This is a genomic window from Ruminococcus sp. OA3, assembly GCF_022440845.1.
GTDB lineage: Bacteria > Bacillota > Clostridia > Lachnospirales > Lachnospiraceae > Ruminococcus_G.
This window is the reverse complement of record NZ_JAKNTO010000001.1, coordinates 2,080,832-2,104,200: the sequence shown is the minus strand read 5'-3', so window position 1 is coordinate 2,104,200 and position 23,369 is coordinate 2,080,832. Positions and strand designations below refer to the sequence as shown.

Sequence of the window (23,369 nt, the reverse complement as noted above, 5' to 3'; positions counted from 1 at the left end):
CTACTGTTTCAATTTTCCACTTCCCTGTTTATATGCCTTGCCCCGTATGATTTTGCTGCTGCGGTCCAGCTGCCTGACATACTTTTTATAGTCAGCTGCTATGATGCCCATATAGATCATATCCACAACCAGCAGCGTAGATAATTATCATCAAAGTGCCTGCAGTTCAGCCCCAGATACAAAAGCTTCGTCATCAGATCATTTGCTGTCGTATTCGAGTTTTCTACACTGTAGATATCGATTATCCTCGCATTTATGATAGCCTCCACCGCCTTTTGAAAAGTCTTTACCGAAATGCATTTAAGATTCCGCTCAATTATACCGGAAGTGGTTGCGACAATCTTTTCCGGGATATCCGCCGTACCGTCATGTTCAGAAATATGGTATCCGTATATAGCCTGAACAGTGTTTTCTTCGTTTTCCACACCGGCCATCCCCTCCACAATGTCATATTGGAATGCTTTGTATCCCTCATATCCCAGAGCCTTTAACATTCTGAGAATGGTAGGCTGACTTACTTTACAGCTCTTTGCCAGTTTATCCAGCGACAGTTTCCGGACTTCTTCCAGATGATCCGTTATATAATCTGCCGCCTTTTTTTCTGACGGACGCAAATCCTGGTACCCTTTTTCGATACTGTGCAGCACATGATTTTTCGTCTTCATTTTTTATGTATATCTCCCTGTAATTTTTCTACATATATGCCGTTTTTTTCATTATATCAATTCTCTCATTTTGCTGTTACCATCCTGCGTAAAATCTTTGTAAAGTTTATCTATTCATCGCCAGTCTCTTTTAATAACCGCATAAAATGTGAAAACAGGAAATCGATTCGGATAGCAAAAGTCTCATGGGGGATTGGGTTCCAGTTTTATGAGGATTGAAAAACGCCGTGCAGGATTTACAAATCACTGCACGGCGTTTTTCAGTTTCAGGAGCCCGCAAACTGACTCCTGTACAACTTCGCATAGCTCCCGGCTTTCTCCAGCAGTGTCTCATGATCCCCTGTCTCGATGATTTTACCGTCCTTCATCACGAGTATCATATCTGCCGTCTTGATTGTCGAGAGCCGGTGTGCCACGATAAAACTGGTACGTCCCTTCATCAGCTCCTCGAACGCCTTCTGAATCCGGATCTCTGTCATTGTGTCAATCGATGAGGTGGCTTCATCTAAAATCAGCATGGTCGGGTCCATCAGCATGACGCGTGCTATGCACAACAGCTGCTTCTGTCCCTGCGAGATGCTGCCTCCCTCCTCCGTCACATAGGTGTCATATCCGTCTTTCATTCTTTTTATGAAACTATGTGCATGTGCCCGTTTCGCCGCCTCTATCACCTGTGCTCTCGTCGCTTCAGGTTTTCCGTATGCAATATTTTCCAGAATCGTACCGGACTTCAGCCAGGTATCCTGCAGCACCATTCCAAAATTACTGCGCAGGCTGCCGCGGGTGATTTCATTGATCGGGTATCCGCTGACTCTGAGTTCCCCGCCCTGAATGTCATAAAAACGCATCAGAAGATTTATCAGCGTCGTCTTCCCGCATCCAGTCGGTCCGACGATGGCGATCCGTTGCCCCGGACGTACAGACAGGTTCAAGTCCGTGATCAGAGGTACATCCGGCCGGTATGAGAAGGCCGCATGTTCAAATACAACCGTACCGTCTGCCGGATCAAGCACCGCAGCATCCGGCGCGTCCGGCGCCTCGGCCGGCTCATCCATCAGTTCAAAAATCCGCCGTGCCGATGCGAGTGCGTTCTGAAGCTCTGTGATCACACCGGAAATCTCATTGAACGGCTTCGTATACTGGTTGGCATAGTTTAGAAAGCAGGACAACTGTCCGACGGACAGATTCCCTTTAATCGCCGATAGCGCGCCGAAGATCCCGACTCCCGTATAGACAAGGCTGTTGATAAATCTGGTTGAAGGATTCGTGATGGATGAAAAAAAGGTTGCTCTCACCCCGCACCTGTTCAGATGCTGATTGATTTTGTCAAACCGTTCCTCCGCACGTTCCTCGTAAGAAAATGCCTTTACCACTTTCTGATTGCCGACCATTTCCTCCACCAGCGACGTGAGGGTTCCCCGCGCCTCCGATTGTTCACGAAACATGGCAAATGTTCTTTTTGCGATAAAATTTGCCACAAAAAATGAAAGCGGTGTGATCACAACGACAACGGCCGTTATCTTAACATTGATCGAAAGCATAAAGCCAAAGGTTGCGATGATCGTCATAACACCAGTAAACAACTGTGTAAATCCCATCAAAAGTCCGTCCGCGAACTGGTCTACATCTGTGGAGATGCGGCTGATCATGTCTCCCGGCTGATTCCGGTCGAGATATGCAAAAGGAAGCTTCTGCATATGGACGAATGCATCATCGCGAAGCCCCTGTACGATCTCATATGTGATGTGATTTGTCACCAGTCCCATCAGCCACTGCGAAAGTGCAGTCACCGCCACAATGACAGCCAGTTTTACCACGATGGCTGTCAGGCCGGAAAACACTACATTGTCTTTTCCGATCAGATAATCCACTCCGTTTCCGATCAGAACAGGCGCATAAAGCGTTGTCATCACAGTCACGGTCGCCAGTATCAGTGTCAGGACAATCCAGGCCCCATACGGCCGGATCAGTGCCAGGACTCTTTTCGCCGTTTCTCTGCTCGTCATAACCCTGCCACCTCCTCCTTTGAAAACTGTGACAGACAAATCTCCCGGTAGACATCACACGTTTTTAACAGCTCCTGATGTTTCCCCTTTCCAACCATTTTTCCGTCATCCAGTACCAGGATACAGTCCGCATTCTTAACGGTGGCAGCTCTCTGCGATACCAGAAAAACCGTGGCATTCCCCGTATCCCGGCGGATGGCACTCCGAAGCGCCGCATCTGTAGCAAAATCAAGCGCCGATGCGCTGTCATCCAGTATCAGAATACCGGGCTTTCCGACGAATGCTCTGGCGATCGTAAGCCGCTGCCTCTGACCACCGGAAAAATTTCTGCCGCCCGCTGCCACCACAGTATCCAGCCCTTCCGGTTTTCCATAGACAAATTCTTTTGCCTGTGCTGTTTCCAGTGCATCATCCATCTCCTGCTGCGTGGCATCTTCTTTTCCCCAGCTCAGGTTCTCCCGAATCGTCCCCGCAAAAAGCATGGCCCGCTGTGGCACGATACCGATTTTTTTCCTGAGCTGAGAGAACGGATATTTTTTCACATCAATGCCGTCCACCAGCACGCTGCCTTCCCCGCAGTCATAAAATCTCGGAATCAGCTGAACCAGTGTTGATTTTCCGGAACCAGTACCTCCGATGATCCCAATGGTCTCACCTTTTTCGGCCTCAAATGAAATATCCATGAGCGACGGCTCTTTTGCATGGTGGTACGTAAAGGTCACGTGATCAAATACAACCCGGGGACCGTCTGTTTTCCCGGTCTGCTTTTTATTTTCTGAATCCGTCATGGTCGCGCTGAATGCAAACACTTCATTCACGCGCACAGCACTCGCACTGGCCCTCATTACGGTTACGATCAGATTTGCCAGTGCAACAAGTGCCAGCAGTATCTGCATCATGTAATTTACCAGCGCGATCACCTCGCCCTGTGTGATGCTTCCTCTGTACACTTCCCGGCTTCCAGCCAGCAGAATACATAGGATCGCAAGATTGACCAGCACATAAGTTGCGGGGTTCATCATTGCCGAGATGCGTCCTGCCGTAAGCTGCGTTTTTTTCAGATGTTCCGTCGTTCCCTGAAACTGCCGGACCTCCTCATCCTGTCTTGAAAAAGCGCGCACCACACGTGAACCCACATAGTTTTCCCTTGTCAGGAGCACAACCCGATCCAGTATATTCTGTGCCTTCCGGTATATCGGAATCGTCAGCCTGACGGCCAGAAATATGGCAAATCCGATCAGTGGGATCGCTGCCAGAAAAATCAGCGTCAGGCGCGGACTGATTGTAAATGCCATAACGACTGCACCAATGACGATAAACGGCGCACGCGAAAACAGACGCAGAAGCAGATTTACTCCATTCTGCACCTGATTCACATCACTTGTCATTCTCGTGATCAAAGTCGAGGTTCCGATCGCATCCAGTTCCTGGTAGGAAAAACGGTTGATATGGGCAAACAGATCTGTGCGCAGTTCTGTAGCAAATCCAAGAGCTGCCTTTGCCGCAAAATACTGTGCTGTCAGGGAACAGGTCAGCCCCAGCGCTCCCAGTCCTACCAGCACCAGACACATCTTCCAGATGTACCCCTGATTTCCCGTCTTGATACCGATGTCAATGATACCTGCCATCACAACCGGTACGACCAGCTCAAAACTGGCCTCCAGCATCTTAAAAAGCGGACCCACGATCGCCTGCAGTTTATAATGCCTCAGGTATTTTACTAACTTTCCCATAGCTGTCATCCTATTCTTTACAGTCTTCCATATACGGCGCTGACACTGCGGATCTTATCAGCCAGTTCATCTGTAAACTGCTCTTTTTGCAGTCTCCACTTCCAGTTGTTCCCCAGTGTGGACGGCACATTGATCCTGGCCTCTGTTCCCAGACAGAGATAATCCTGCATTGGAATGACTGCTCTCTCGGCAACACTGCCGAGAGCCAGGCGAATCAGCGCCCAGACCATTTTTTCAGTATCATCATCTTCCAGATCCAGATACGCCTTCGTATAGTTTCTGGTATGCTCTCCCATAGAAGCGATCCATCCTGCAAGCGTATCATTATCATGCGTTCCCGTATACACGATGCTGTTCTGTATAAAATTATGCGGCAGATAAAGACAGTCCGCCCCGTCATCAAAAGCAAACTCCAGCACCTTCATTCCCGGGTAACCGGTATCCTTGACAAGCTGCAGGACACTGTCTGTCAAAAATCCCAGATCTTCTGCGATGACACTCAGATTTTCCACTTTTTCCCTGAGTGCATGGAACAGTTCCAGACCTGGACCTTTTTCCCAGTGTCCGAATTCTGCTGTCTCATTTCCAAAGGGGACAGAATAATATTCGTCAAAACCGCGGAAATGATCGACACGGACCACATCATACAGGCGCAGACTGTGCTGCATCCGCTGTACCCACCAGCTGTATCCTGTCTCCCTGTGATATTCCCAGCTGTACAGCGGGTTACCCCAGAGCTGTCCTTTCGGAGCAAAATAATCCGGCGGACAGCCTGCTACAGCTACCGGCTGATTGTGCTCATCAAACTGAAACAAAAGGGGATTCGCCCATGCATCTGAGCTGTCAAAAGCTACATAGATCGGCATATCTCCAATGATCTGAATACCTTTATTATTAGCATATCGTTTTAGCTTATCCCACTGCGTATAAAATTTATACTGTTTGAACCGATAATACTGTATTTCAAATGCAAGCTCTTCACGTATTGCCTGAATCGCACTCGGCTGGCGATCCCTCAGTTCTTCCTCCCATTCCGTCCAGCTCCTGCCATCGCGGCTGTCTTTGATCGCCATGTACAGCGCATAATCTTCCAGCCAATATCCATTGCTCCTCGTAAACTCACCGAAATTATCATCCGGAACAAAACGCTCATACGCTTTACGCAGCAGAACATTGCGTGCATCAAACACTTTGTCATAGTCTATATATGCCGGATGGGTTCCATAGGTAAACGCATCACACTCCTCATCCGTCAGAAGCCCTTCCTCGATCAGTGTCTCGAGATTGATAAAATACGGGTTGCCGGCGTACGTAGAAAAAGACTGATACGGAGAATCCCCGTACCCTGTCGGTCCGAGCGGCAGGATCTGCCAGATTTTCTGTCCTGCCCTCTCAAGCTGATCTACAAATTCATACGCTTCCTTCGAAAAACTGCCGATGCCGTATTTCGACGGCAAAGATGCAACCGGCAGCAAAATACCACTACTTCTCATCTGTTTTCTCCATTCCGCAACTGTTTTTTCATGTATTTGCAGACGTCCGAAAAGACTTTCTGCTTATTTCCTTCATTTAAAATTTCATGGCGCATCCCCGGATATAATTTTCCCTTCACATTCCGGTATCCCGCCAGGCGCATCGACATCAGAGCTTTTTTAAATTTCCTGACATTCCCAATGCATGGATCATCCGCCCCTCCGATAAAAAGGATCGGCAGATCCGGCTTCCTGCAATTCCAGCCTTTTTCAGAATACACTTCACTCATCAGTTCAAACAGTGCAAGATATGCATCATCTGTAAATACAAATCCACACTCCGGAGAACGTTCATATTCCAGATAAACGTCTTTATCAGAACAGATCCACGCATACCTGTTCTTTTCCCCCGCAAACCGTCCTGCAAACCCCCCGAAAGAAAGAAATTCGATCAGACGGCTCTTATGACGGTCTCCAAATATAAACTTTTCTGCGTGAGCCACGCATTTTCCCAGACCCAGTGCCGAATTTGCTGAAGGCGACCCTGAGAGGATCAGCATATCCAGCTCAATGTCGTACTGTTTGGTATACGCGCGCGCTACCAGCGAACCCATGCTGTGTCCGAACAGGACCAATGGAAGACCCGGATATCTTTTTTTGCAGAGCGCCGTAATCTGATACGCATCTTCAGCCAGCGCCCGTCCCCCGCTCCCGTACATATAGCCGAGGTCCTCTTTCCGTTTCACACTGTTTCCGTGTCCGCGGTGGTCATGTATCACTGCAATAAATCCCTGATGATTCAGATATTCCATAAAAGGAAGGTAACGCTCCTTGTGCTCACTCATTCCGTGACATATCTGCACAATCCCCTGCGGTATTCCGGAGGGTTCGCCTATCAGCACATCCAGCAAAAGTCCGTCTGTCCCTGACCGTACTTTTCGTACTTCCATTCCCATGACTCATTCTCCCTTCGTTATCTCCATCATCCCAGTCGTTCCAGTACAGTACGCACCAGCTTCTGAAATGTATCGGTAACACGTCCAGATACCTCCTGCACCTCCTGATGGGAGAGCGGCCTGTCTGTCAAGCCGCATGCAAGATTCGTAATACAGGAAATCCCGCAGATTTTCATCCCCATATGGTTGGCGGCGACAGCTTCACATGCCGTACTCATACCAACTGCATCCGCACCCAGAAGCCTGCACATCTTCACTTCCTGCGGGGACTCATAGTTTGGCCCCGGAAGCTGAATATAGACCCCTTCCTTCAGCGCAATTCCCAGCTCATCAGCGCATTCTTTTACCAGATTTCCCAATGTCCTGTCATATATTTCACTCATATCCGGAAAACGCTCTCCGAGTTCTTCTATATTTTCTCCCCGCAGTACAGATGGTACAAAGGACGCGATCTGATCCGTGATCAGCATCAGGTTGCCGCCTTCGTACTCCGTGTTCAGTCCGCCCGCCGCGTTGGTGAGCAGCAGGGTATCTGCACCCAGAAGCTTCATCACACGGATTGGCAGCACCACATCCTGAATCGAATATCCCTCATAATAGTGTACCCTTCCCTGCATCACAACCACAGGAAGACTGCCCACATATCCGAACACAAACCGTCCCGCATGTCCCGGTACGCTCGATGTTGGAAAACCGGGAATATCGCAGTACGGTAAAACTGCACATACATCGATCGCCTCCGCAAAGCTGCCAAGACCGCTACCCAGAACAACCGCCGCTTTCGGTTTGAAATCCACCTGTTTTTGTATGAATTCCACACATTGTCTTAAACGCTCATACTCCTTTTGCATCGCTGCCTCCTCCACTTGAATACGCCGGGGCGTATTTGAAATTACAGATAAAATCAGGGACAGAGGAAATTAACTTTCCCACTATCCCCGGATTTCTTTTATCCATTATTCTTAAAAAATTTCACCAGTATGATCATAGAAATTACAATTACTACGATATAAATGATACTGGCAATTGCAGAATTACCGAAAAACAACAGCAGGAATTCGGCCAGCAGCCAGATTCCGGTCACATAACTCAGCTGTCTTCCCATCTTCTTTTCTTCTTCCGGAGTTCTGGTCTTCGTTGAGTTCCTGGACTTCAGCATAAATGATCCATTTCCTGTAAACAGCAATACTGTAATGACAGCCAGTGCAACAATCAGGAAAATTTCAAATGACCTGCTGAATAATATAGAAGTTGCTACCATCGTACGTCTCCTTTGTAATGTATATATATATTTCTTAAATATAGCACAATTTTATTTTTCTGTCTACTGCATATAGTCTTTACAGATGTACGCCGTAGATCCCTGATAAGAAATCTGATACCAGTTTCTGATTTCACCGGTGATGGTAACGGTATCCCCCTGCTCCAGACTGCCCAGAATCGCGCTCGCCGTATTCGGTCCGGTCCTCACATAGGCAGGTGAACTGCACACGCCGTCCCTGCTGAGCGCTGTCACATCTTCCGGCGAAACAGGCGCGGGCTCCGGTGTTGCTTCCTGCGGCGCTTCCTGCGTCGGCTCCGGCGTTGCCTCAGGTGTCGGTACCGGTGTTGTCTCCGGCGTTGCCTCAGGTGTCGGCTCAGATGTAGCTTCCGGCGTTATTTCTTTTGTCACCTCCGGTGTCACAATCTCATCATCTGCCGCCTTTGTCTCCTCAGGCTGCACCACCTCATCCGGTGTCCATTCGAAACCATATACAGCCTTTTTGATCCCCTCCAGGGTCGGTTTGTCATCACTGAGAACCATGGCACTCGCGAGATAGACATCGTCTCCCAGAATCGTTCCATAGAGCACACCGTACGTATAAGTCGATTTTTTATCCGTATAACGGATCACCGCTTTATAAGATTTCATGGAAGAAATCTGATTTTTTTCAAATTCTTCCACCTCATATCCTTCACTTATATATCCTTCCGCATCCAGAATTTTTTTCAGGTCCTGTTCTTCTTCCGGGAACATCTCCTCCCCTGCATTCGCCGTATGTGAAATCATGATCAGCCCGTCCACAGAAGTAAAAATATGCAGGTCACTGCTCTCTTCGTCTGTCGACCAGGTATCATCCGGCAGATAGATCACCATATTTTCATCTTTGGATACATATTTCTGAGGTTCCGCCGTTGTAACAGAAGCTGTGCCTTCCTCTTTATCCTTACAGCCGGTAACGAATGCAGCCATGCATCCAATCATCAGGACTGCCAACAGAAAATTCCTACTTCGTCTCATCATAAATACTCTCCTCTCTACTGCTATAATTAAAAACAAAAAGCCCTGAAATCCGCAACCTGCGTATTCCAAGACTCTCAACGTAAGAGCGCGAGACGGGACTCGAACCCGCGGCCTCGACCTTGGCAAGGTCGCGCTCCACCAACTGAGCCACTCGCGCCTGTCATTTACTGACCGATTTATAATATACTATAAATCCCATTACTTGTCAACACTTTATGCCCTTAAAATTACACTTAAAACATACTGACTGTTCGGAAATGTTTTCTGGCTGATTCCCTCCAGCCGGATCAGATCGACATCAAGCCAGAGTTCTTCCGCCACCGCCATCATATTGCTGAACAGAATACCAAAATTCAGCTCTGTATATTTTCCCAGCTGATTTGACTTATGCCGTTTAGAAAAAACATGGATCCTGTTATCATACACGACAAATCTCCACGGCTGTGAATTCATACTGGACGGCGCAAGCCTCCCTGCCTCCAGCAGCTGATTCATCCAAAGCCTTGGCTTCTCCTTATAGACGCAGAGCTCTTTCAGTTCCAGCCTTTTCGCTTCCGATATTTTGCGCGTATATCCCCCTTTGCTCTTTCCGAACGCCACAAGGCAGACAAGTGACTTATCATTTTTCTTTCTCATGGACGGCTTCATAACCTTCATGCCGACGTAGCAGCTCCCCAGCCCATGACTACAGAGGTAAAGAACCATCTGCTGCATAATATATCCGGCATTCATCATACATTTTTCCTGCTCTGTCGTATATAAAGCAAGATAGTAGGGGGCCCTGACACTCGCCAGGCCGATACCGCTTTTATTGTCTTTCCGCTTATCTACGATAACCAGATCGGTCTCGATACCGGTAAATAAACCCTCTACTTCCTGGTAAAATTTTTTAATTCCATCCAGCACTTTTGCGCTGACTACGTCCTGTGCAAAGCTGCGCACAGATTTTCTGGCATATACTGCCTCATATAAATTCATAATATCACCCTTATTATTTTGTAATATTATTGTAACATATCTTTCATTTATTTCAAGATGATATTTATGAATTTTTTCACAACAAACAATAAAATTTATGATTCAACACGAATGACTATACTAAACTCCTGGTCTTCCAGGCAGCCATTTTCCCGCAGAACACTTTCTATCTTCTGGCAGAGATCTTTGTTTTTCTCATCTGTTTTCCCCGGATGAAGTATGATGGAAACAGGTTCCTTATCCTCATTCACCATCTGATAGCTTCTGCGGTCGACCGCGCCGATCTCCTCCAGCACGTTTAGCATCCGGTAAACAGTCGCCATGCCAATGTTCTGCCCCTGTCGAACGGCCTCATAGTAAATTTCTTTGCTGGAAGTCCAGTCTGTTTCCAGAATAATTTCAATCAGTTCCCGGCGCTGCTGAGTCACCCGTTTTCCCCGCTTATGCAGTTCCTGAATGATTTCTTCCTGTGTCCACATTGTCTTCCCGCCTTCCTGTTTTACCTGACCTTTTTATTCGAGTGACATATCGATGCGCCTGAACACCCTTTGCAGCTACCGCAGGATTTGCCAGCCTTTTTATCCCTGCGGATGCTGCGCACGACCAACAGGATAATGCCCAGTAAGATAAGTCCTATGATGATTGTTGCCAGGTTATTTGTGATAAATCCGAGCATATTACCCCTTCTTTCTTAAACTCAGGCTTTTGCCTTCTTCATACCTTTCAAAGATATGTTCAATGTCTTGCTCTCTTTATACGGTCTGAAAAGCAGGTAGATAAATCCGATGATGAGCAGGATCGCAACTGCCGTTCCAATGGTAAATCCCCCTCCCGCAATACAGTTCCAGATCTGGTATACGCACAGAGATACCGCATATGCGAAAATTGTCTGATAGCCGATCGCAAACCAGGTCCATTTCGCACTGTTCATCTCACGTTTGATCGCTCCGATCGCTGCAAAACAAGGCGCACACAGAAGGTTGAATACCAGGAAAGAATACGCTGCGGCCGCAGTAAAGCTTGCTGAGAGTGTTCCCCAGACTTCCGCACCGTCCTCCGCTACTTCTGCAAAACCGTACAGAATGCCAAACGTACCGACAACATTCTCTTTGGCAACAAGACCCGTGATCGCTGCAACAGCCGCCTGCCAGTTGCCCCATCCCAGAGGTTTAAACAGCCATGCAAATACCGAACCAATCGCAGCCAGAAAACCGTCGCTTAAGTCTTCAACCATTCCCAGTTTACCATCTACGATTCCGAAATTGGAAGTAAACCAGATAAAGATTGTCGATAACAGAATAATCGTTCCCGCCTTTTTAATGAAAGACCATCCGCGCTCCCACATGCTGCGCAATACATTCCCAACAGTCGGCAGATGATATGCAGGAAGCTCCATAACGAACGGTGCAGGATCACCTACAAACATTTTTGTCTTCTTTAAAATAATTCCAGAACAGATGATTGCCGCTATGCCCACAAAGTAAGCGCTCGGTGCCACCCAGGAAGCTCCTCCGAACAGTGCACCAGCGATCAATGCGATGATCGGCAGCTTTGCACCACACGGAATAAATGTCGTTGTCATAATCGTCATCTTTCTGTCACGGTCATTTTCAATTGTTCTGGAAGCCATGACACCCGGAACACCGCAGCCGGTTCCGATCAGCATCGGAATAAACGATTTTCCGGAAAGTCCGAATCTGCGGAAGATACGGTCCATGATAAATGCGATACGCGCCATGTATCCGCATGCCTCCAGGAATGCCAGGAAGATAAACAGTACCAGCATCTGCGGAACAAAACCAAGCACCGCTCCGACACCGCCGATGATTCCGTCTACGATCAGTCCCTGCAGCCAGTCTGCACAGCCAATGGATGTCAGCAGATCACTCACAACGCCTGGTATACCCGGAATCTGAAGTCCAAATAAACTCCAGCCTTCGCCAAACACTCCGTCATTTGCCCAGTCAGTCGCCCAGGTTCCCACTGTCGTAACAGATACAAAATAGACGAGATACATGACCACCGCAAAGATCGGAATCGCCAGGAAACGATTTGTGACAATCCGGTCAATCTTATCCGACATCGTCAGTTTTTCTCTGTTCTTTTTTACATAACACTTTTTAATTACAGATGCAATATATATGTAACGTTCATTCGTAATGATACTCTCTGCATCATCCTCCATCACACGTTCCGTATCGAGGATGATATTTTCGACATCCGGCACATTTGACATTTGTTCCGTTATCTTATCATCCCGTTCAAACAGTTTCACCGCGTAAAAACGTTTCTGTTCAGCGGGAATGTCAGAGCCGAGCCGTGTCTGAATCTCTTCCAGCGCCGTCTCTGTCTCTTCTCCAAATGTGTGAATGGGCGGTTTGGCATTTTGGTCCTGCGCGAGACGCACTGCCTTTTCAGCCGCATTTTTCACACCGTCACCTTTCAGTGCAGAAATCTCTACGACCTCACATCCCAGTTCATTTGAAAGTTTTCGGATATCGATCTGATCTCCCTTTTTGCGCACCACATCGATCATGTTGATTGCCATAATTACCGGTATTCCCAGTTCCATGAGCTGTGTTGTGAGATAGAGATTTCTCTCCAGATTTGTTCCATCCACAATATTTAATATTGCATCCGGACGCTCTCCGATCAGATAGTTTCTTGCAACCACTTCTTCCAGCGTATACGGCGACAGGGAGTAGATTCCCGGAAGGTCCATAATCACAACATCTTTTTGACCCTTTAATTTTCCTTCCTTTTTCTCTACTGTTACGCCAGGCCAGTTTCCCACGAATTGATTCGATCCGGTCAACGCATTAAACAGTGTTGTTTTACCGCTGTTCGGGTTTCCCGCAAGCGCTATTTTAACTGACATATGCTGTTCTCCTCCTTAATATTTATTAGTCTTTCCTAACTTCTCGTCTTTAAAAATAGTTAGACAGATCTAACTATTTATCTTAAAAAAATACAGAGTTCACTCTGCCGCATCACGTCTTACTGCACTTCAATCATCTGTGCATCCGCTTTCCGCAGTGACAGTTCATACCCGCGCACATTGACTTCCACCGGGTCACCCAGCGGGGCTACCTTCCGAACAAATACCTCTGTTCCTTTTGTAATGCCCATATCCATGATCCGGCGTTTGACGGCGCCTTCACCATGGAGCCTTACAACGGAAACCGTCTGCCCGCATTTTACATCTTTTAATGTGTTCATAACCTATGATGTCTCCTTTCCCACTCATTTTATATCATAATCTTATTTGCCATTTCCCGACTGATCGCGACACGGGACTCTTTCACATTCACAATCACATTCCCGTTGTTCTCCGACACCACAGTTACAGAACTGCCTACTACGAACCCGAGATTCTCGAGAAAACGTTTTACCTCGTCTTTTCCGCCAATACGCTTGATGGAATTAATTTCGCCTGTTTTCGCCAATGTTAAAGGCATCATCTTCACTCCTTTTCCTAACGATAATATAATTCATCCATGTCAGGAAAGATTCTCAGTAAGCCGAGAAACTTTCTCGATAGTTAGCATTTTCTAACCACTTAAAGATTAGCACCAACTAACTAAAATGTCAATACCCTATTTCCAACTTTTTCTTTTTTTAAAAGGCAATCCCCCGCTTATCCTTTGATATTTTTTTGTTTCTATGTTATGCTATATACAACTGTAATTAAAGACCATAATTCAATTATTAGTAAAGGTAGCAAGGAGAGATTGAAGTGAAAATACAGGAATCTGCAGAGAATTATCTGGAAACTATTTATATGCTGAGCAGACAAAAACCGGAAGTGCGTTCGATCGATATCGTAAATGAGCTTCATTATTCAAAACCCAGTATCAGTGTGGCTATGAAAAACCTGCGGGAAAATGGTTATATTGAAATGGATAAAGACGGCTTTATCACTTTGACTGATGCAGGACGTGAGATTGCCACCACAATGTATGAGCGTCATACCATGCTGTCGGATTGGCTGGTACACCTTGGCGTATCCAAAGAGACTGCAATAGATGATGCATGCCGTATCGAGCATGTTATCAGCGCAGAGAGTTTTGAGGCCATCAAGACTCATGCGATACACGGTTTAAAAAAAGGGGAATGATCCCCTTTTTCGTTTTATACGCACTGCTTTTCCAGAATGTCTGTCAGCGCCGCTTTACTGCTTGTGTGGCAGCGAACTACCGGGATCTCATTTCTTTTCGCCTCCTCCATCGCACACTTCACCATCTTATGCGATACTGTATTCGTAAACAGCACCAGCAGATCCGGCGTGCCGATCTTTTTATTCAGATCTGCCGGCATCTGAGTAAATACTTTTGCTTTGCACCGATACTGTTTACAGATTTTTTTGTAATAGCAGACCATACGGTCATGACCGCCCACGATCACAACACTCATAGTTATTCCCTCCGTATTATGCTGCCTTTCCCACAAGACCGGCAAGCTGTCTTCCCAGATTCAGGCACATCTCTTTTGCCTGGTCGTCCGGCGCCTCCACGCAGATCGCATCCTCTCCTCCGTATACCGATGCCCCTGCATTCTCCATCCGCGTAACCCAATTGCGCATCCATTCACCATCACCCCATCCATAAGAGCCGAACAATGCGATCTTTTTGCCTCCTGCAAATCCTTCAACCTCATCTACAAAAGGTTCCATGATGGTTTCTTCCAGTTCCTCCGCACCCATCGACGGGCAGCCAAGTGCGAAGACCTGGTATTCTTTCAAATCTGCGGCTTTCATCTCTTCCACAGGTATCACACTCACGGACTGTCCTGCATCACGCACTCCCTGTCCGATCAGCTCTGCCATCTCCTGTGTGTTTCCTGTTCCGCTCCAATATGCTACAACTACCTGATTCATGATATGTTCCTCCTTATTTCTTTCAATTTTACACTGCCATTGCGGCATGATTCGGTATCATTTGCCATACATGTTTTCCCTGATACAGTTCTCTCAGCATCTGCTGTTTTACACTCGTATACACAGAAAACAGTTTGCGTGCCTCTGCTTCATTCTCGTAGACTTTCCAGTACCCGCAGTACAGAAAATCCCGGCCGCGATGCCGGATAAAGCCTTTGACATCGCCAAGAGGATATCCCAGGAAGATTCCCATCTCATGCGGAAATTCCATGCTTTTCTGTTTGTAGGACTGAAATCGTCGCCCGAGCAGCCAGAGTGCTTCCTCCACATCCTGGTACCGATATCCGAAACACCTCAGAAATTCCATCTTTGGTTTATCTGTCAATATCTTCTCCAGACTTTCTCTGCGATATAAAAGCCATACAGAATTTCCTCCCCCGCCTGACAACAGGCGGCAGCCCACCGGTGTTCCATCCAGCATCCGGGTGATTTCAGCAATATTACCGTCTTCAAGGATCAGAATATTGGATGGTTTCACGCCTGCCAGAACCGGAGCGCACTGCCTTGCGATCTGAATCTCAATACTCTCTGTCATCCAGTTATGCATGATATGTTACCTCCTGGCAATTCCATTAGTTAGCTTCAACTAACTTATGGATATCATAACCGCTTATACACCATATGTCAATATTTCTTATTGATAAAAAACACCGTATAGCGATTGCCAGTCTGTGCAAAGTATGCTATGTTAATCCTTGTATGAATAACGCAGCACTTTATGGAGGAATCAATGAAATCATTAGTAATAGCAGAAAAACCTTCGGTGGCAAGAGACATCGCACGTGTCCTTCACTGCCAGAAAAAGTTAAACGGTGCGCTGGAAGGCTCCCGGTATATCGTAACCTGGGCCCTTGGGCATCTTGTCACGCTCGCTGATCCGGAGGATTATGATAAGAAATATAAGGAATGGAAACTGGACGCGCTTCCCATGATGCCAAAGAAGATGGAGCTGGTCGTCATCAGGCAGACTGCCAAACAGTACAACGCTGTGAAAACTCTGTTGTTCCGCCAGGATGTGAATGATATCATCATCGCCACAGATGCCGGACGGGAGGGGGAACTCGTCGCCAGATGGATTCTGGAGAAATCCGGCTGCCGCAAACCCATCAAACGACTCTGGATATCCTCAGTCACAGACAAGGCGATCAGAGACGGCTTCGCCCACCTGAAAGACGGGAGGGAGTATGACAATCTGTACGCCGCTGCTGTCAGCCGTGCTGAAGCCGACTGGCTTGTCGGAATCAACGCAACCAGGGCACTCACCTGCAAATATAACGCCCAGCTCTCCTGCGGCCGTGTCCAGACCCCGACTCTCGCAATGATCGCAAAGAGGGAGGAAGAAATACGCAGCTTTAAACCCGAAGAATACTATTGTCTCAGTCTGTTGTCCGGCAAGGTGAAATGGTCATGGCAGGATATGAAAAGCGGAAGTTTCCGGACGTTCTCCAAAGAACGGATTGATACGATCGCCCAAAAAATCAAGGAGGGTAAGCTGACGGTAACTTCTGTTGAAAAGTCCGCCAAAAAAACGTATGCACCCGGTCTGTATGATCTGACGGAACTGCAGCGTGATGCCAACCGCCAGTTTGGATTCTCCGCCAAAGAGACTCTGAACATCATGCAGCGCCTGTATGAAAACCACAAGGTACTGACATATCCGAGGACAGATTCCCGCTATATCGGCACCGACGTGGTCGGTACCCTGAAAGACCGCCTGCGGGCATGCTCTGTAGGCCCGTACAAAAAGCTGGCCGGCAGTCTGATCATGAAACCGCTTGCCACAAATGCTTCCTTTGTCAATGACAAAAAAGTAAGCGACCATCACGCCATTATACCGACCGAGCAGTTTGTTCAGATGGAACATATGACGAATGAAGAGAAGAAAATATATAATCTTGTAGTGCGCCGTTTCCTGGCAGTACTCTATCCGCCTTTTGAATTCGAGCAGACAACTCTGTCAGCAGAAGCCTGCGGAGAACATTTCACAGCAAAAGGAAAAATAGTAATATCATCCGGCTGGAAGGCAGTCTACGAAAATCAGTTTAACGAGGAAGACGAGGATGAGGCACCGGAATCAGTTTTAACAGATCAGACTCTTCCCTCCCTTACAAAAGGAGAAGTTTATCCCATCCAGAATATTTCAGTGACTTCTGGAAAAACGAAGCCCCCGGCACCGTTCAACGAAGCCACTCTGCTGTCCGCAATGGAAAATCCTGTGAAGTATATGGAAAGCCGGGATGCGAAAGCGGCGAAAACACTGGGCGAGACGGGCGGACTCGGGACAGTTGCCACCCGTGCCGACATTATCGATAAACTGTTCAACAGTTTCCTGATGGAAAAGAGAGGTAAAGATATCTTTGTCACCTCCAAAGCCAGGCAGCTGCTGAAATTGGTACCGGAGGACCTGAAAAAACCGGAGCTGACAGCCGACTGGGAGATGCGCCTTTCCCGGATCGCCAAAGGCAGTCTGAAGAAAGAAACTTTTTTAAACGACATCAATGCTTACACGGTAGATATCATTCAGGAGATCAAGGCCGCCGACGGAACCTTCCGGCATGATAACCTGACGAATACAAAATGCCCTGAATGCGGAAAACGCATGCTGGCAGTCAACGGCAAGAACAGCCGGATGCTGGTCTGCCAGGACAGGGAATGCGGTCACCGGGAGACGATCTCACGCACCAGCAACGCGCGCTGTCCGAAATGTCATAAGAAGATGGAGCTCTACGTAAAGAGCGGTGAGGACACTTTCATCTGTCCGTGCGGTTACAGGGAAAAGCTGTCCGCGTTCAAAAACCGCCGGGAAAAAGAAGGCGCCGGCGTCAACAAAAAAGACGTCCAGCGCTATCTGAAACAGCAACAGAAAGAAGCGGAAGTTCCGATCAACAATCCTTTCGCATCTGCCTTTGCAAATCTGAAGATCGATGAGTAATCTGTGAAATTCATGGCGGCGGAAGTGAATTCCGCCTCCGTGATCTTAATCGAGAACTCTTTGTTCCCGAACCCTCCGCTGAGCAGCAGCCTTATACAAGTCCGGCGAATTCATCAAGATATTTCCTGAATACTTTCAGCGCCTCTTCTACCGGCTGGGAGCTGGTCATGTCTACTCCACAGATCTTCAGCAGATCGATCGGATCCTTTGAACTGCCGCCGCTTAAAAATTCTTTGTATTTTTCTACAATACCAGGTTCTTTCTTTATAATTTTACTGCTGATGGCAATCGCAGCAGAAAAGCCAGTCGCATACTGATAGACGTAAAACGGTGTGTAAAAATGAGGAATCCGCGCCCATTCCATAGCAATCTGTGGATCAATTACCATATCCTCCCCAAAATATTGACGGTTCAGTTCCAGATAATGTTCGCAGAGCACATCTGCCGTCAGGCTCTGTCCCTCCTGTCCCAGTCGATGAACCTTCTGTTCGAATTCAGCAAACATGGTCTGGCGGTAAAGCGTACCCTTGAACTGGTCCAGGAAATAATTGATCAGATATCTCTTTTCCTCTGCATCAGAAGCATGCTCCAGCAGATCGTGGATCAGCAGTGCTTCATTGCAGGTGGAAGCTACTTCTGCGACAAAAATGCGGTATCCGGCATATGGATACGGCTGTACCTGATCAGAGTAATGGCTGTGGATTGCATGCCCCATCTCATGCGCCAGTGTAAATACGTGATTCAGGCTTCCATTATAATTCAGCAGTACATACGGATGTGTTCCGTACGCTCCCCAGGAATACGCACCGCTTCTCTTTCCCTGATTTTCGTATACATCGATCCATCCATGTCCGAATCCCTCCTTCAGAAGGCTCAGATAATCTTCACCCAGCGGGGCAAGTCCCCTGAGTACGATCTGCTTCGCCTCCTCAAAAGTATACCGTTTATCCTTCTGAGCTACCAGCGGCACATAGACATCATACATGTGCAGTTCATCCACACCCATGATCTCTTTGCGCAGTGCTACGTAGCGGTGCATGATATCCATATGTTTATGAACCGCTTCGATCAGTTTTTCATACACGGAAACCGGAATATTGCCCCCGTCGAGTTCCATTTCCATTGAGGAACTGTAATTGCGCATCTCAGCAAAAAAACGTTCCTGCTGAACGTTTGCGTCAAATGCGGCAGCCAGCGTGTTCCTGAACTGTTCATATGAAGCATATATTCTTTCAAATGCCTCCTGGCGCACTCTCACGTCCTGGCTCTCCAGAAACTGTACATAACGGCTGTGCGTCAGCTGAACAGTCTTTCCGTCCTCATCTGTCACAGTGCCAAAATCCAGATCAGCATTGTTAAATACCTGAAAAATATTCTGGGGAGCTTTCCCCATATTTGCCGCCTTCGCGAGTACCCCTTCCATTTCTCTCGAAAGTACGTGCTCCCGCATCCTGCGCTTTTCCTGCAGATATCGTCTGTACAGATGCAATGGCTCATACTCAGCAAGAAAGCGCTCCATCACCTCATCCGGTATCCCCAGAATCTCCGGTTCCATAAATGAAAGTGCTTCCCCCACACGGCTCATCAATACCTGGGAACGCATCACAAGCTGCTGATACCTGCCATCCCCCATATCCTCATGATTTTTCTGTCCCGCATATACATAGACTTTTTCCAGAAGCATGGAGATCTCATCCTGCTCCTTCAATGCGTCGTACAACTGCCCGGCACTCTGTGACAGCTTACCCTCATGTCTTCCAAACTGAGATGCAAGCTTTTCCAGTTTTGAAAAATCCGCCTCCCAGTCAGCATCTGACGCATACAGATCCTCTATTTTCCACTTATCCTGCAAAGCGACCTCATCACGCTTTGGCAGCTGTTTTGTTTCTGGCATATTATCAGCCTCTCTTTCCTTTTAATCAGATCAGAGAGCCGTTGTAAATACACAACAGCTCTCTGATAGTTTGCTCTTATTAATGATGGAATAAACGGATTCCGGTAAATGCCATCACCATCTGATATTTATTGCAGCACTCGATCACCAGATCGTCTCTCACAGAGCCTCCCGGCTGTGCCACATATTTTACCCCGCTCTTTTTCGCACGTTCGATATTATCTGCAAACGGGAAGAACGCATCTGACCCGAGTGTTACACCGTTCATCTGATCCAGCCATGCACGCTTCTCTTCACGTGTAAATACCTCGGGTTTTACTTTGAAGATCTTTTCCCATGTGCCGTCTGCCAGTACATCCCTATATTCATCGCCAATATAGACATCGATCGCATTGTCGCGTTCCGGGCGGCTGATCGTATCTACAAACTGAAGGTTCAAAACATTCGGGCTCTGACGAAGCAGCCAGTTGTCCGCCTTCTGTCCAGCGAGTCGTGTGCAGTGCACGCGTGACTGCTGTCCCGCACCGATTCCAATCGCCTGGCCGCCTTTTACGTAACACACGGAGTTAGACTGTGTATATTTGAGCGTAATCAGCGCAATCTTCATATCTCTCAGCGCCTCTTTTGGTATCTCTTTGTTTTCTGTTACAATGTTGGAGAGAAGTGCATCATCGATCGGAAGTTCCTGACGTCCCTGCTCAAATGTAATGCCGTATACTTCTTTATGTTCCAGCGGAGCCGGGCAGTAACCTGTGTCAATCTGGATAATATTGTAATTTCCTTTTTTCTTTTCTTTCAGGATGGAAAGTGCCTCATCCGTATATCCGGGTGCGATCACACCGTCGGAAACTTCATGACGGATCAGTCCCGCAGTTTCTTTGTCACAGGTGTCTGACAACGCGATAAAATCACCGAAAGAGGACATTCTGTCCGCACCTCTGGCTCTCGCATACGCACAGGCAAGCGGTGTCAGCTCCTCTTTGTTTTCTACCCAGTAAATTGCTGCCATCGTATCATCCAGCGGAAGACCAACCGCTGCACCTGCCGGTGATACATGTTTAAAAGAAGTCGCTGCCGGAAGTCCTGTCGCCTCCTTCAGCTCTTTGACCAGCTGCCAGCCATTAAACGCATCCAGGAAGTTGATATATCCCGGTTTGCCGTTCAGTACGGTGATCGGAAGCTCGGAACCGTCTGCCATATAGATCTTAGACGGTTTCTGATTCGGGTTGCATCCATATTTTAATTCTAATTCTTTCATCTTCCATTCTCTCCTGTATCGACTACTGATTCTTGTTCATGATTTTTGTTTCATACGTTCCCGTTGCGATATCAATATAACGCACAAACAGTGACACCTTGTTATCCTCATTCAGACTGCTCCAGAGCATGTCAGTAAACGCATCCATATCATCCATGATCTCTACAGTCTTTGGCTCTCCCTCAAAACTTGGAAGAGGATTGCCGTCACACATGTACGTGTGAATAAAATGGCCTTCGCCAGCTGCCGGATTTTCATATGAAAAGGTGAATCTGCTGCAGCTGTCGGGACATCCATTGTTGCTTTTCAGAATAGACATCTCATAGCTGTATGCGCCGTCTTTCACATGCATCACACCCGAAATACGAGGTGTATAGTTCGGCGCATCCGGTTCAAACTCCCTGCTTCTCAGCGACTGTTCAAACGTCAGCCCCTTCTCCATTCCCTCATAAACGGTATCTGTCTGGTCTCCGTTTGTCACGATCGTCTTTTCATCCAGTACACGTACCGGTGCATAAATGATCAGACTTGGGTCTGTCAGTCTGGACGGGTCAAATGCCTGCGTCCGGATTCCTTTTCCTTCTTCAGCAAAAATACGGTTCCTGCTGTTTTCACTTCTTCCCATGATAAAATACGCCGTGACAGCTTTCGTTCCGTCTTTTGATCTTCCGATAACAATCCCCCTGCCCGGGTATACATTTCCTTTTAATTCCTTTTCCAATGAAATCATCTGCATGTTTTATCCTTTCTCCCTTGTGATAATATGCTGTTATATTCAAGTACGCGCTGGCGGACCTTCCATGACTTTGCTGCATAATTCGCCATTATGCGACCAATAATCTCATGTTACAGCAAAAACAGCGTTTTTGCAATAATATTACTCAAATCCATAAATCCATTACCTATTTTCTTAACCCTCTACAATTTTCACATAGAATTTGCGGTATCTGGGACCATCATACTCACAGAAATAGAGATCCTGCCATGTTCCGAGTATCAGTTTTCCTTCTTCCACAATGACCGTGGCAGACGCTCCCATTGCAGATGATTTCATATGAGCATGGCTGTTTCCTTCAAAATGACGGTAATTTCCATCCTGGCTCGGAAATACCTTTTCATACCCATACAGCAGATCACGCTGAACATCTGGATCTGCATTCTCATTGATCGTAATTCCCGCGGTCGTATGCGGACAAAAAATCACTGCGATCCCCGATGCGATTCCCGATTTTTTCAGGTCCTCACGCACATATTTTGTGATCTTCACCATCGTCTGCGGTGAAGCCACGTTAATTTCATGTTTAAACAGATTCATTCTTCCTGCTCTCCTCCACATCTTTCCGGAATTGTTTCCACGCGTCTTCATTCTCAACAAAGTATTTTGGACAGTCCTTTCCCGTCACATCATAGTGACGAATGACTTCATCCATCGGAACATCAAAACGGTTGCACAGCCAGGCTGTAAGTTTAACCAGAGAACTGTAGGTTTCATCCGTAAATTTTCCGGTCTCGTCAGGATGACAGCACTCGATAGACAGTGTGTCACCATTGCGGTCATTTGATGCATAGGAGATCTCCGTACTGGGAATGCACTGGATGATCTCCCCATCCAGGCCTATGACGAAATGACTGCTGACCTTTGTCGTATGTTCATCTTTCAGGCCCTCAAAGTAATTACGGTTCGCCTGTGCCGTACTGCCGGGATTTGCAGTATAATGAACAACGATCCCCTTCACCTTCTCAAGCGGTATTCCGGGTCTCGAATATTCATTGACCGTGAGAAGCTGCACATCCAGAGGAGGCGCTCCTTCCCAGTCTTCCTCACTCAGTATATCCGCTGATGCGCCCTGCGCCTCACCTTTCTTTGAAAATAACAGCCGATAACCGGCCATAACCACAATAATGACCGCCAGAGCTGAAAGTATCAACAGTAAGATCGCTCTGTTCCTCTGCCGTATTCTCTGTTGTCTCGTCATTCTCCGCCCCTGGTTCGTATACCCTCGTCCTTTGCTCATGCGTTTTCCTCTTTATGTCAGTCACGTAAAACGGCGACAACAATCTTTTCTTCAGATTCCCGTCGCCATTTTTATTCCATAATTGTAACTGTTCAGGACGGCGCATCTTCCTGACCAAAAAAATGGTCAGGAAGCATCGGATGTCCATCCGATGTAGAAATTGGTATAGAAAGCGACTTACAAGCAAGCCTGACGTTGCTCTCTACACCAATTTCCTCGCCGCCCTGAACTGTTACCCTT

Annotated in this window: 24 protein-coding genes and 1 tRNA gene; 2 read left to right on the top strand and 23 right to left on the bottom strand. The window is 47.3% G+C overall.

The genetic code is table 11. The features are described from left to right. Positions 1 to 116: 116 nt before the first annotated feature. The 15 genes from MCG98_RS09540 to MCG98_RS09470 all read right to left on the bottom strand — a co-directional run bounded on the left by MCG98_RS09540 (position 117) and on the right by MCG98_RS09470 (position 13,555). On the bottom strand, positions 117 to 665 hold the full coding sequence (locus tag MCG98_RS09540) for a MurR/RpiR family transcriptional regulator (protein WP_240301765.1): 549 nt from the start codon (positions 663 to 665) through the stop codon (positions 117 to 119). A gap of 266 nt (positions 666 to 931) precedes the next feature. Beyond that, entirely contained in the window at positions 932 to 2,671 is a 1,740-nt protein-coding gene (locus tag MCG98_RS09535; RefSeq protein WP_240301764.1) for an ABC transporter ATP-binding protein, read from the bottom strand. Then, positions 2,668 to 4,404 carry an ABC transporter ATP-binding protein gene (locus MCG98_RS09530; protein ID WP_240301763.1) on the bottom strand — a complete coding sequence of 579 codons (1,737 nt, stop codon included), beginning with the start codon at positions 4,402 to 4,404 and terminating at the stop codon, positions 2,668 to 2,670. The genes MCG98_RS09535 and MCG98_RS09530 overlap by 4 nt, the downstream gene beginning before the upstream one ends. 17 nt (positions 4,405 to 4,421) lie before the next feature. Continuing rightward, positions 4,422 to 5,897, bottom strand: a complete 1,476-nt coding sequence (gene malQ, locus MCG98_RS09525; RefSeq protein WP_240301762.1) for a 4-alpha-glucanotransferase — start codon at positions 5,895 to 5,897, stop codon at positions 4,422 to 4,424. Next, positions 5,894 to 6,832, bottom strand: a complete 939-nt coding sequence (locus tag MCG98_RS09520) for an alpha/beta hydrolase (protein ID WP_240301761.1) — start codon at positions 6,830 to 6,832, stop codon at positions 5,894 to 5,896. Before MCG98_RS09520 ends, malQ begins: the two co-directional genes overlap by 4 nt. A 26-nt stretch (positions 6,833 to 6,858) precedes the next feature. After that, positions 6,859 to 7,683 carry a purine-nucleoside phosphorylase gene (locus MCG98_RS09515; protein ID WP_240301760.1) on the bottom strand — a complete coding sequence of 275 codons (825 nt, stop codon included), beginning with the start codon at positions 7,681 to 7,683 and terminating at the stop codon, positions 6,859 to 6,861. Positions 7,684 to 7,781: 98 nt separating this feature from the next. After that, positions 7,782 to 8,093 carry a hypothetical protein gene (locus MCG98_RS09510; RefSeq protein ID WP_240301759.1) on the bottom strand — a complete coding sequence of 104 codons (312 nt, stop codon included), beginning with the start codon at positions 8,091 to 8,093 and terminating at the stop codon, positions 7,782 to 7,784. 63 nt (positions 8,094 to 8,156) lie between these two features. Then, positions 8,157 to 9,116 carry an SH3 domain-containing protein gene (locus MCG98_RS09505; RefSeq protein ID WP_240301758.1) on the bottom strand — a complete coding sequence of 320 codons (960 nt, stop codon included), beginning with the start codon at positions 9,114 to 9,116 and terminating at the stop codon, positions 8,157 to 8,159. A gap of 84 nt (positions 9,117 to 9,200) precedes the next feature. Beyond that, positions 9,201 to 9,273: transfer RNA gene (locus tag MCG98_RS09500), tRNA-Gly, on the bottom strand. Between the two features lie 56 nt (positions 9,274 to 9,329). After that, entirely contained in the window at positions 9,330 to 10,094 is a 765-nt protein-coding gene (locus MCG98_RS09495) for a nitroreductase family protein (protein ID WP_240301757.1), read from the bottom strand. A gap of 95 nt (positions 10,095 to 10,189) precedes the next feature. Further along, on the bottom strand, positions 10,190 to 10,573 hold the full coding sequence (locus MCG98_RS09490; protein WP_240301756.1) for a transcriptional repressor: 384 nt from the start codon (positions 10,571 to 10,573) through the stop codon (positions 10,190 to 10,192). Between the two features lie 20 nt (positions 10,574 to 10,593). Continuing rightward, positions 10,594 to 10,770 carry a FeoB-associated Cys-rich membrane protein gene (locus MCG98_RS09485; protein ID WP_240301755.1) on the bottom strand — a complete coding sequence of 59 codons (177 nt, stop codon included), beginning with the start codon at positions 10,768 to 10,770 and terminating at the stop codon, positions 10,594 to 10,596. A 21-nt stretch (positions 10,771 to 10,791) separates the two neighbouring features. Then, a complete protein-coding gene (feoB, locus tag MCG98_RS09480; protein WP_240301754.1) occupies positions 10,792 to 12,972 on the bottom strand; it encodes a ferrous iron transport protein B in 2,181 nt (726 codons plus the stop codon). 119 nt (positions 12,973 to 13,091) lie between these two features. Continuing rightward, positions 13,092 to 13,313 (bottom strand): FeoA family protein, encoded by a 222-nt coding sequence (locus MCG98_RS09475; protein WP_240301753.1) that lies wholly within the window; start codon positions 13,311 to 13,313, stop codon positions 13,092 to 13,094. 29 nt (positions 13,314 to 13,342) lie between these two features. Then, positions 13,343 to 13,555 (bottom strand): FeoA family protein, encoded by a 213-nt coding sequence (locus MCG98_RS09470; protein WP_345891638.1) that lies wholly within the window; start codon positions 13,553 to 13,555, stop codon positions 13,343 to 13,345. A 275-nt stretch (positions 13,556 to 13,830) separates the two neighbouring features. Here MCG98_RS09470 and MCG98_RS09465 point away from each other — a divergent pair, with 275 nt between their 5' ends. Next, positions 13,831 to 14,211, top strand: a complete 381-nt coding sequence (locus MCG98_RS09465) for a metal-dependent transcriptional regulator (RefSeq protein ID WP_240301752.1) — start codon at positions 13,831 to 13,833, stop codon at positions 14,209 to 14,211. 14 nt (positions 14,212 to 14,225) lie between these two features. Here MCG98_RS09465 and MCG98_RS09460 read toward each other — a convergent pair whose 3' ends face one another. From MCG98_RS09460 to MCG98_RS09450, 3 genes are read right to left on the bottom strand one after another with little or no spacing between them, the layout of a single operon-like run. After that, positions 14,226 to 14,507 (bottom strand): DUF2325 domain-containing protein, encoded by a 282-nt coding sequence (locus MCG98_RS09460; protein ID WP_028527326.1) that lies wholly within the window; start codon positions 14,505 to 14,507, stop codon positions 14,226 to 14,228. 16 nt (positions 14,508 to 14,523) lie between these two features. Continuing rightward, on the bottom strand, positions 14,524 to 14,970 hold the full coding sequence (locus MCG98_RS09455) for a flavodoxin (protein WP_240301751.1): 447 nt from the start codon (positions 14,968 to 14,970) through the stop codon (positions 14,524 to 14,526). Between the two features lie 28 nt (positions 14,971 to 14,998). Continuing rightward, the gene (locus tag MCG98_RS09450) at positions 14,999 to 15,577 is read right to left on the bottom strand and encodes a DUF3793 family protein (protein WP_240301750.1); all 579 of its coding nucleotides are present in this window, start codon (positions 15,575 to 15,577) and stop codon (positions 14,999 to 15,001) included. Between the two features lie 183 nt (positions 15,578 to 15,760). Here MCG98_RS09450 and MCG98_RS09445 point away from each other — a divergent pair, with 183 nt between their 5' ends. After that, a complete protein-coding gene (locus tag MCG98_RS09445) occupies positions 15,761 to 17,962 on the top strand; it encodes a DNA topoisomerase III (protein ID WP_240301749.1) in 2,202 nt (733 codons plus the stop codon). 91 nt (positions 17,963 to 18,053) lie between these two features. Here the strand turns inward: MCG98_RS09445 and pepF are convergent, their stop codons facing one another. The 5 genes from pepF to MCG98_RS09420 form a co-directional block, all read right to left on the bottom strand. Further along, complete coding sequence (gene pepF, locus MCG98_RS09440; RefSeq protein ID WP_240301748.1) at positions 18,054 to 19,856, bottom strand: oligoendopeptidase F; 1,803 nt, start codon at positions 19,854 to 19,856, stop codon at positions 18,054 to 18,056. Between the two features lie 79 nt (positions 19,857 to 19,935). Then, on the bottom strand, positions 19,936 to 21,114 hold the full coding sequence (locus MCG98_RS09435) for a phosphoribosylaminoimidazolecarboxamide formyltransferase (protein ID WP_240301747.1): 1,179 nt from the start codon (positions 21,112 to 21,114) through the stop codon (positions 19,936 to 19,938). A 22-nt stretch (positions 21,115 to 21,136) separates the two neighbouring features. Further along, positions 21,137 to 21,850, bottom strand: a complete 714-nt coding sequence (locus tag MCG98_RS09430; protein ID WP_240301746.1) for an IMP cyclohydrolase — start codon at positions 21,848 to 21,850, stop codon at positions 21,137 to 21,139. A 174-nt stretch (positions 21,851 to 22,024) separates the two neighbouring features. Next, positions 22,025 to 22,429: a secondary thiamine-phosphate synthase enzyme YjbQ gene (locus MCG98_RS09425; protein WP_240301745.1), complete on the bottom strand. Its 405-nt coding sequence runs from the start codon at positions 22,427 to 22,429 to the stop codon at positions 22,025 to 22,027. Continuing rightward, the gene (locus tag MCG98_RS09420) at positions 22,416 to 23,129 is read right to left on the bottom strand and encodes a peptidoglycan recognition family protein (RefSeq protein ID WP_240301744.1); all 714 of its coding nucleotides are present in this window, start codon (positions 23,127 to 23,129) and stop codon (positions 22,416 to 22,418) included. The genes MCG98_RS09425 and MCG98_RS09420 overlap by 14 nt, the downstream gene beginning before the upstream one ends. Between the last annotated feature and the right edge of the window lie 240 nt (positions 23,130 to 23,369).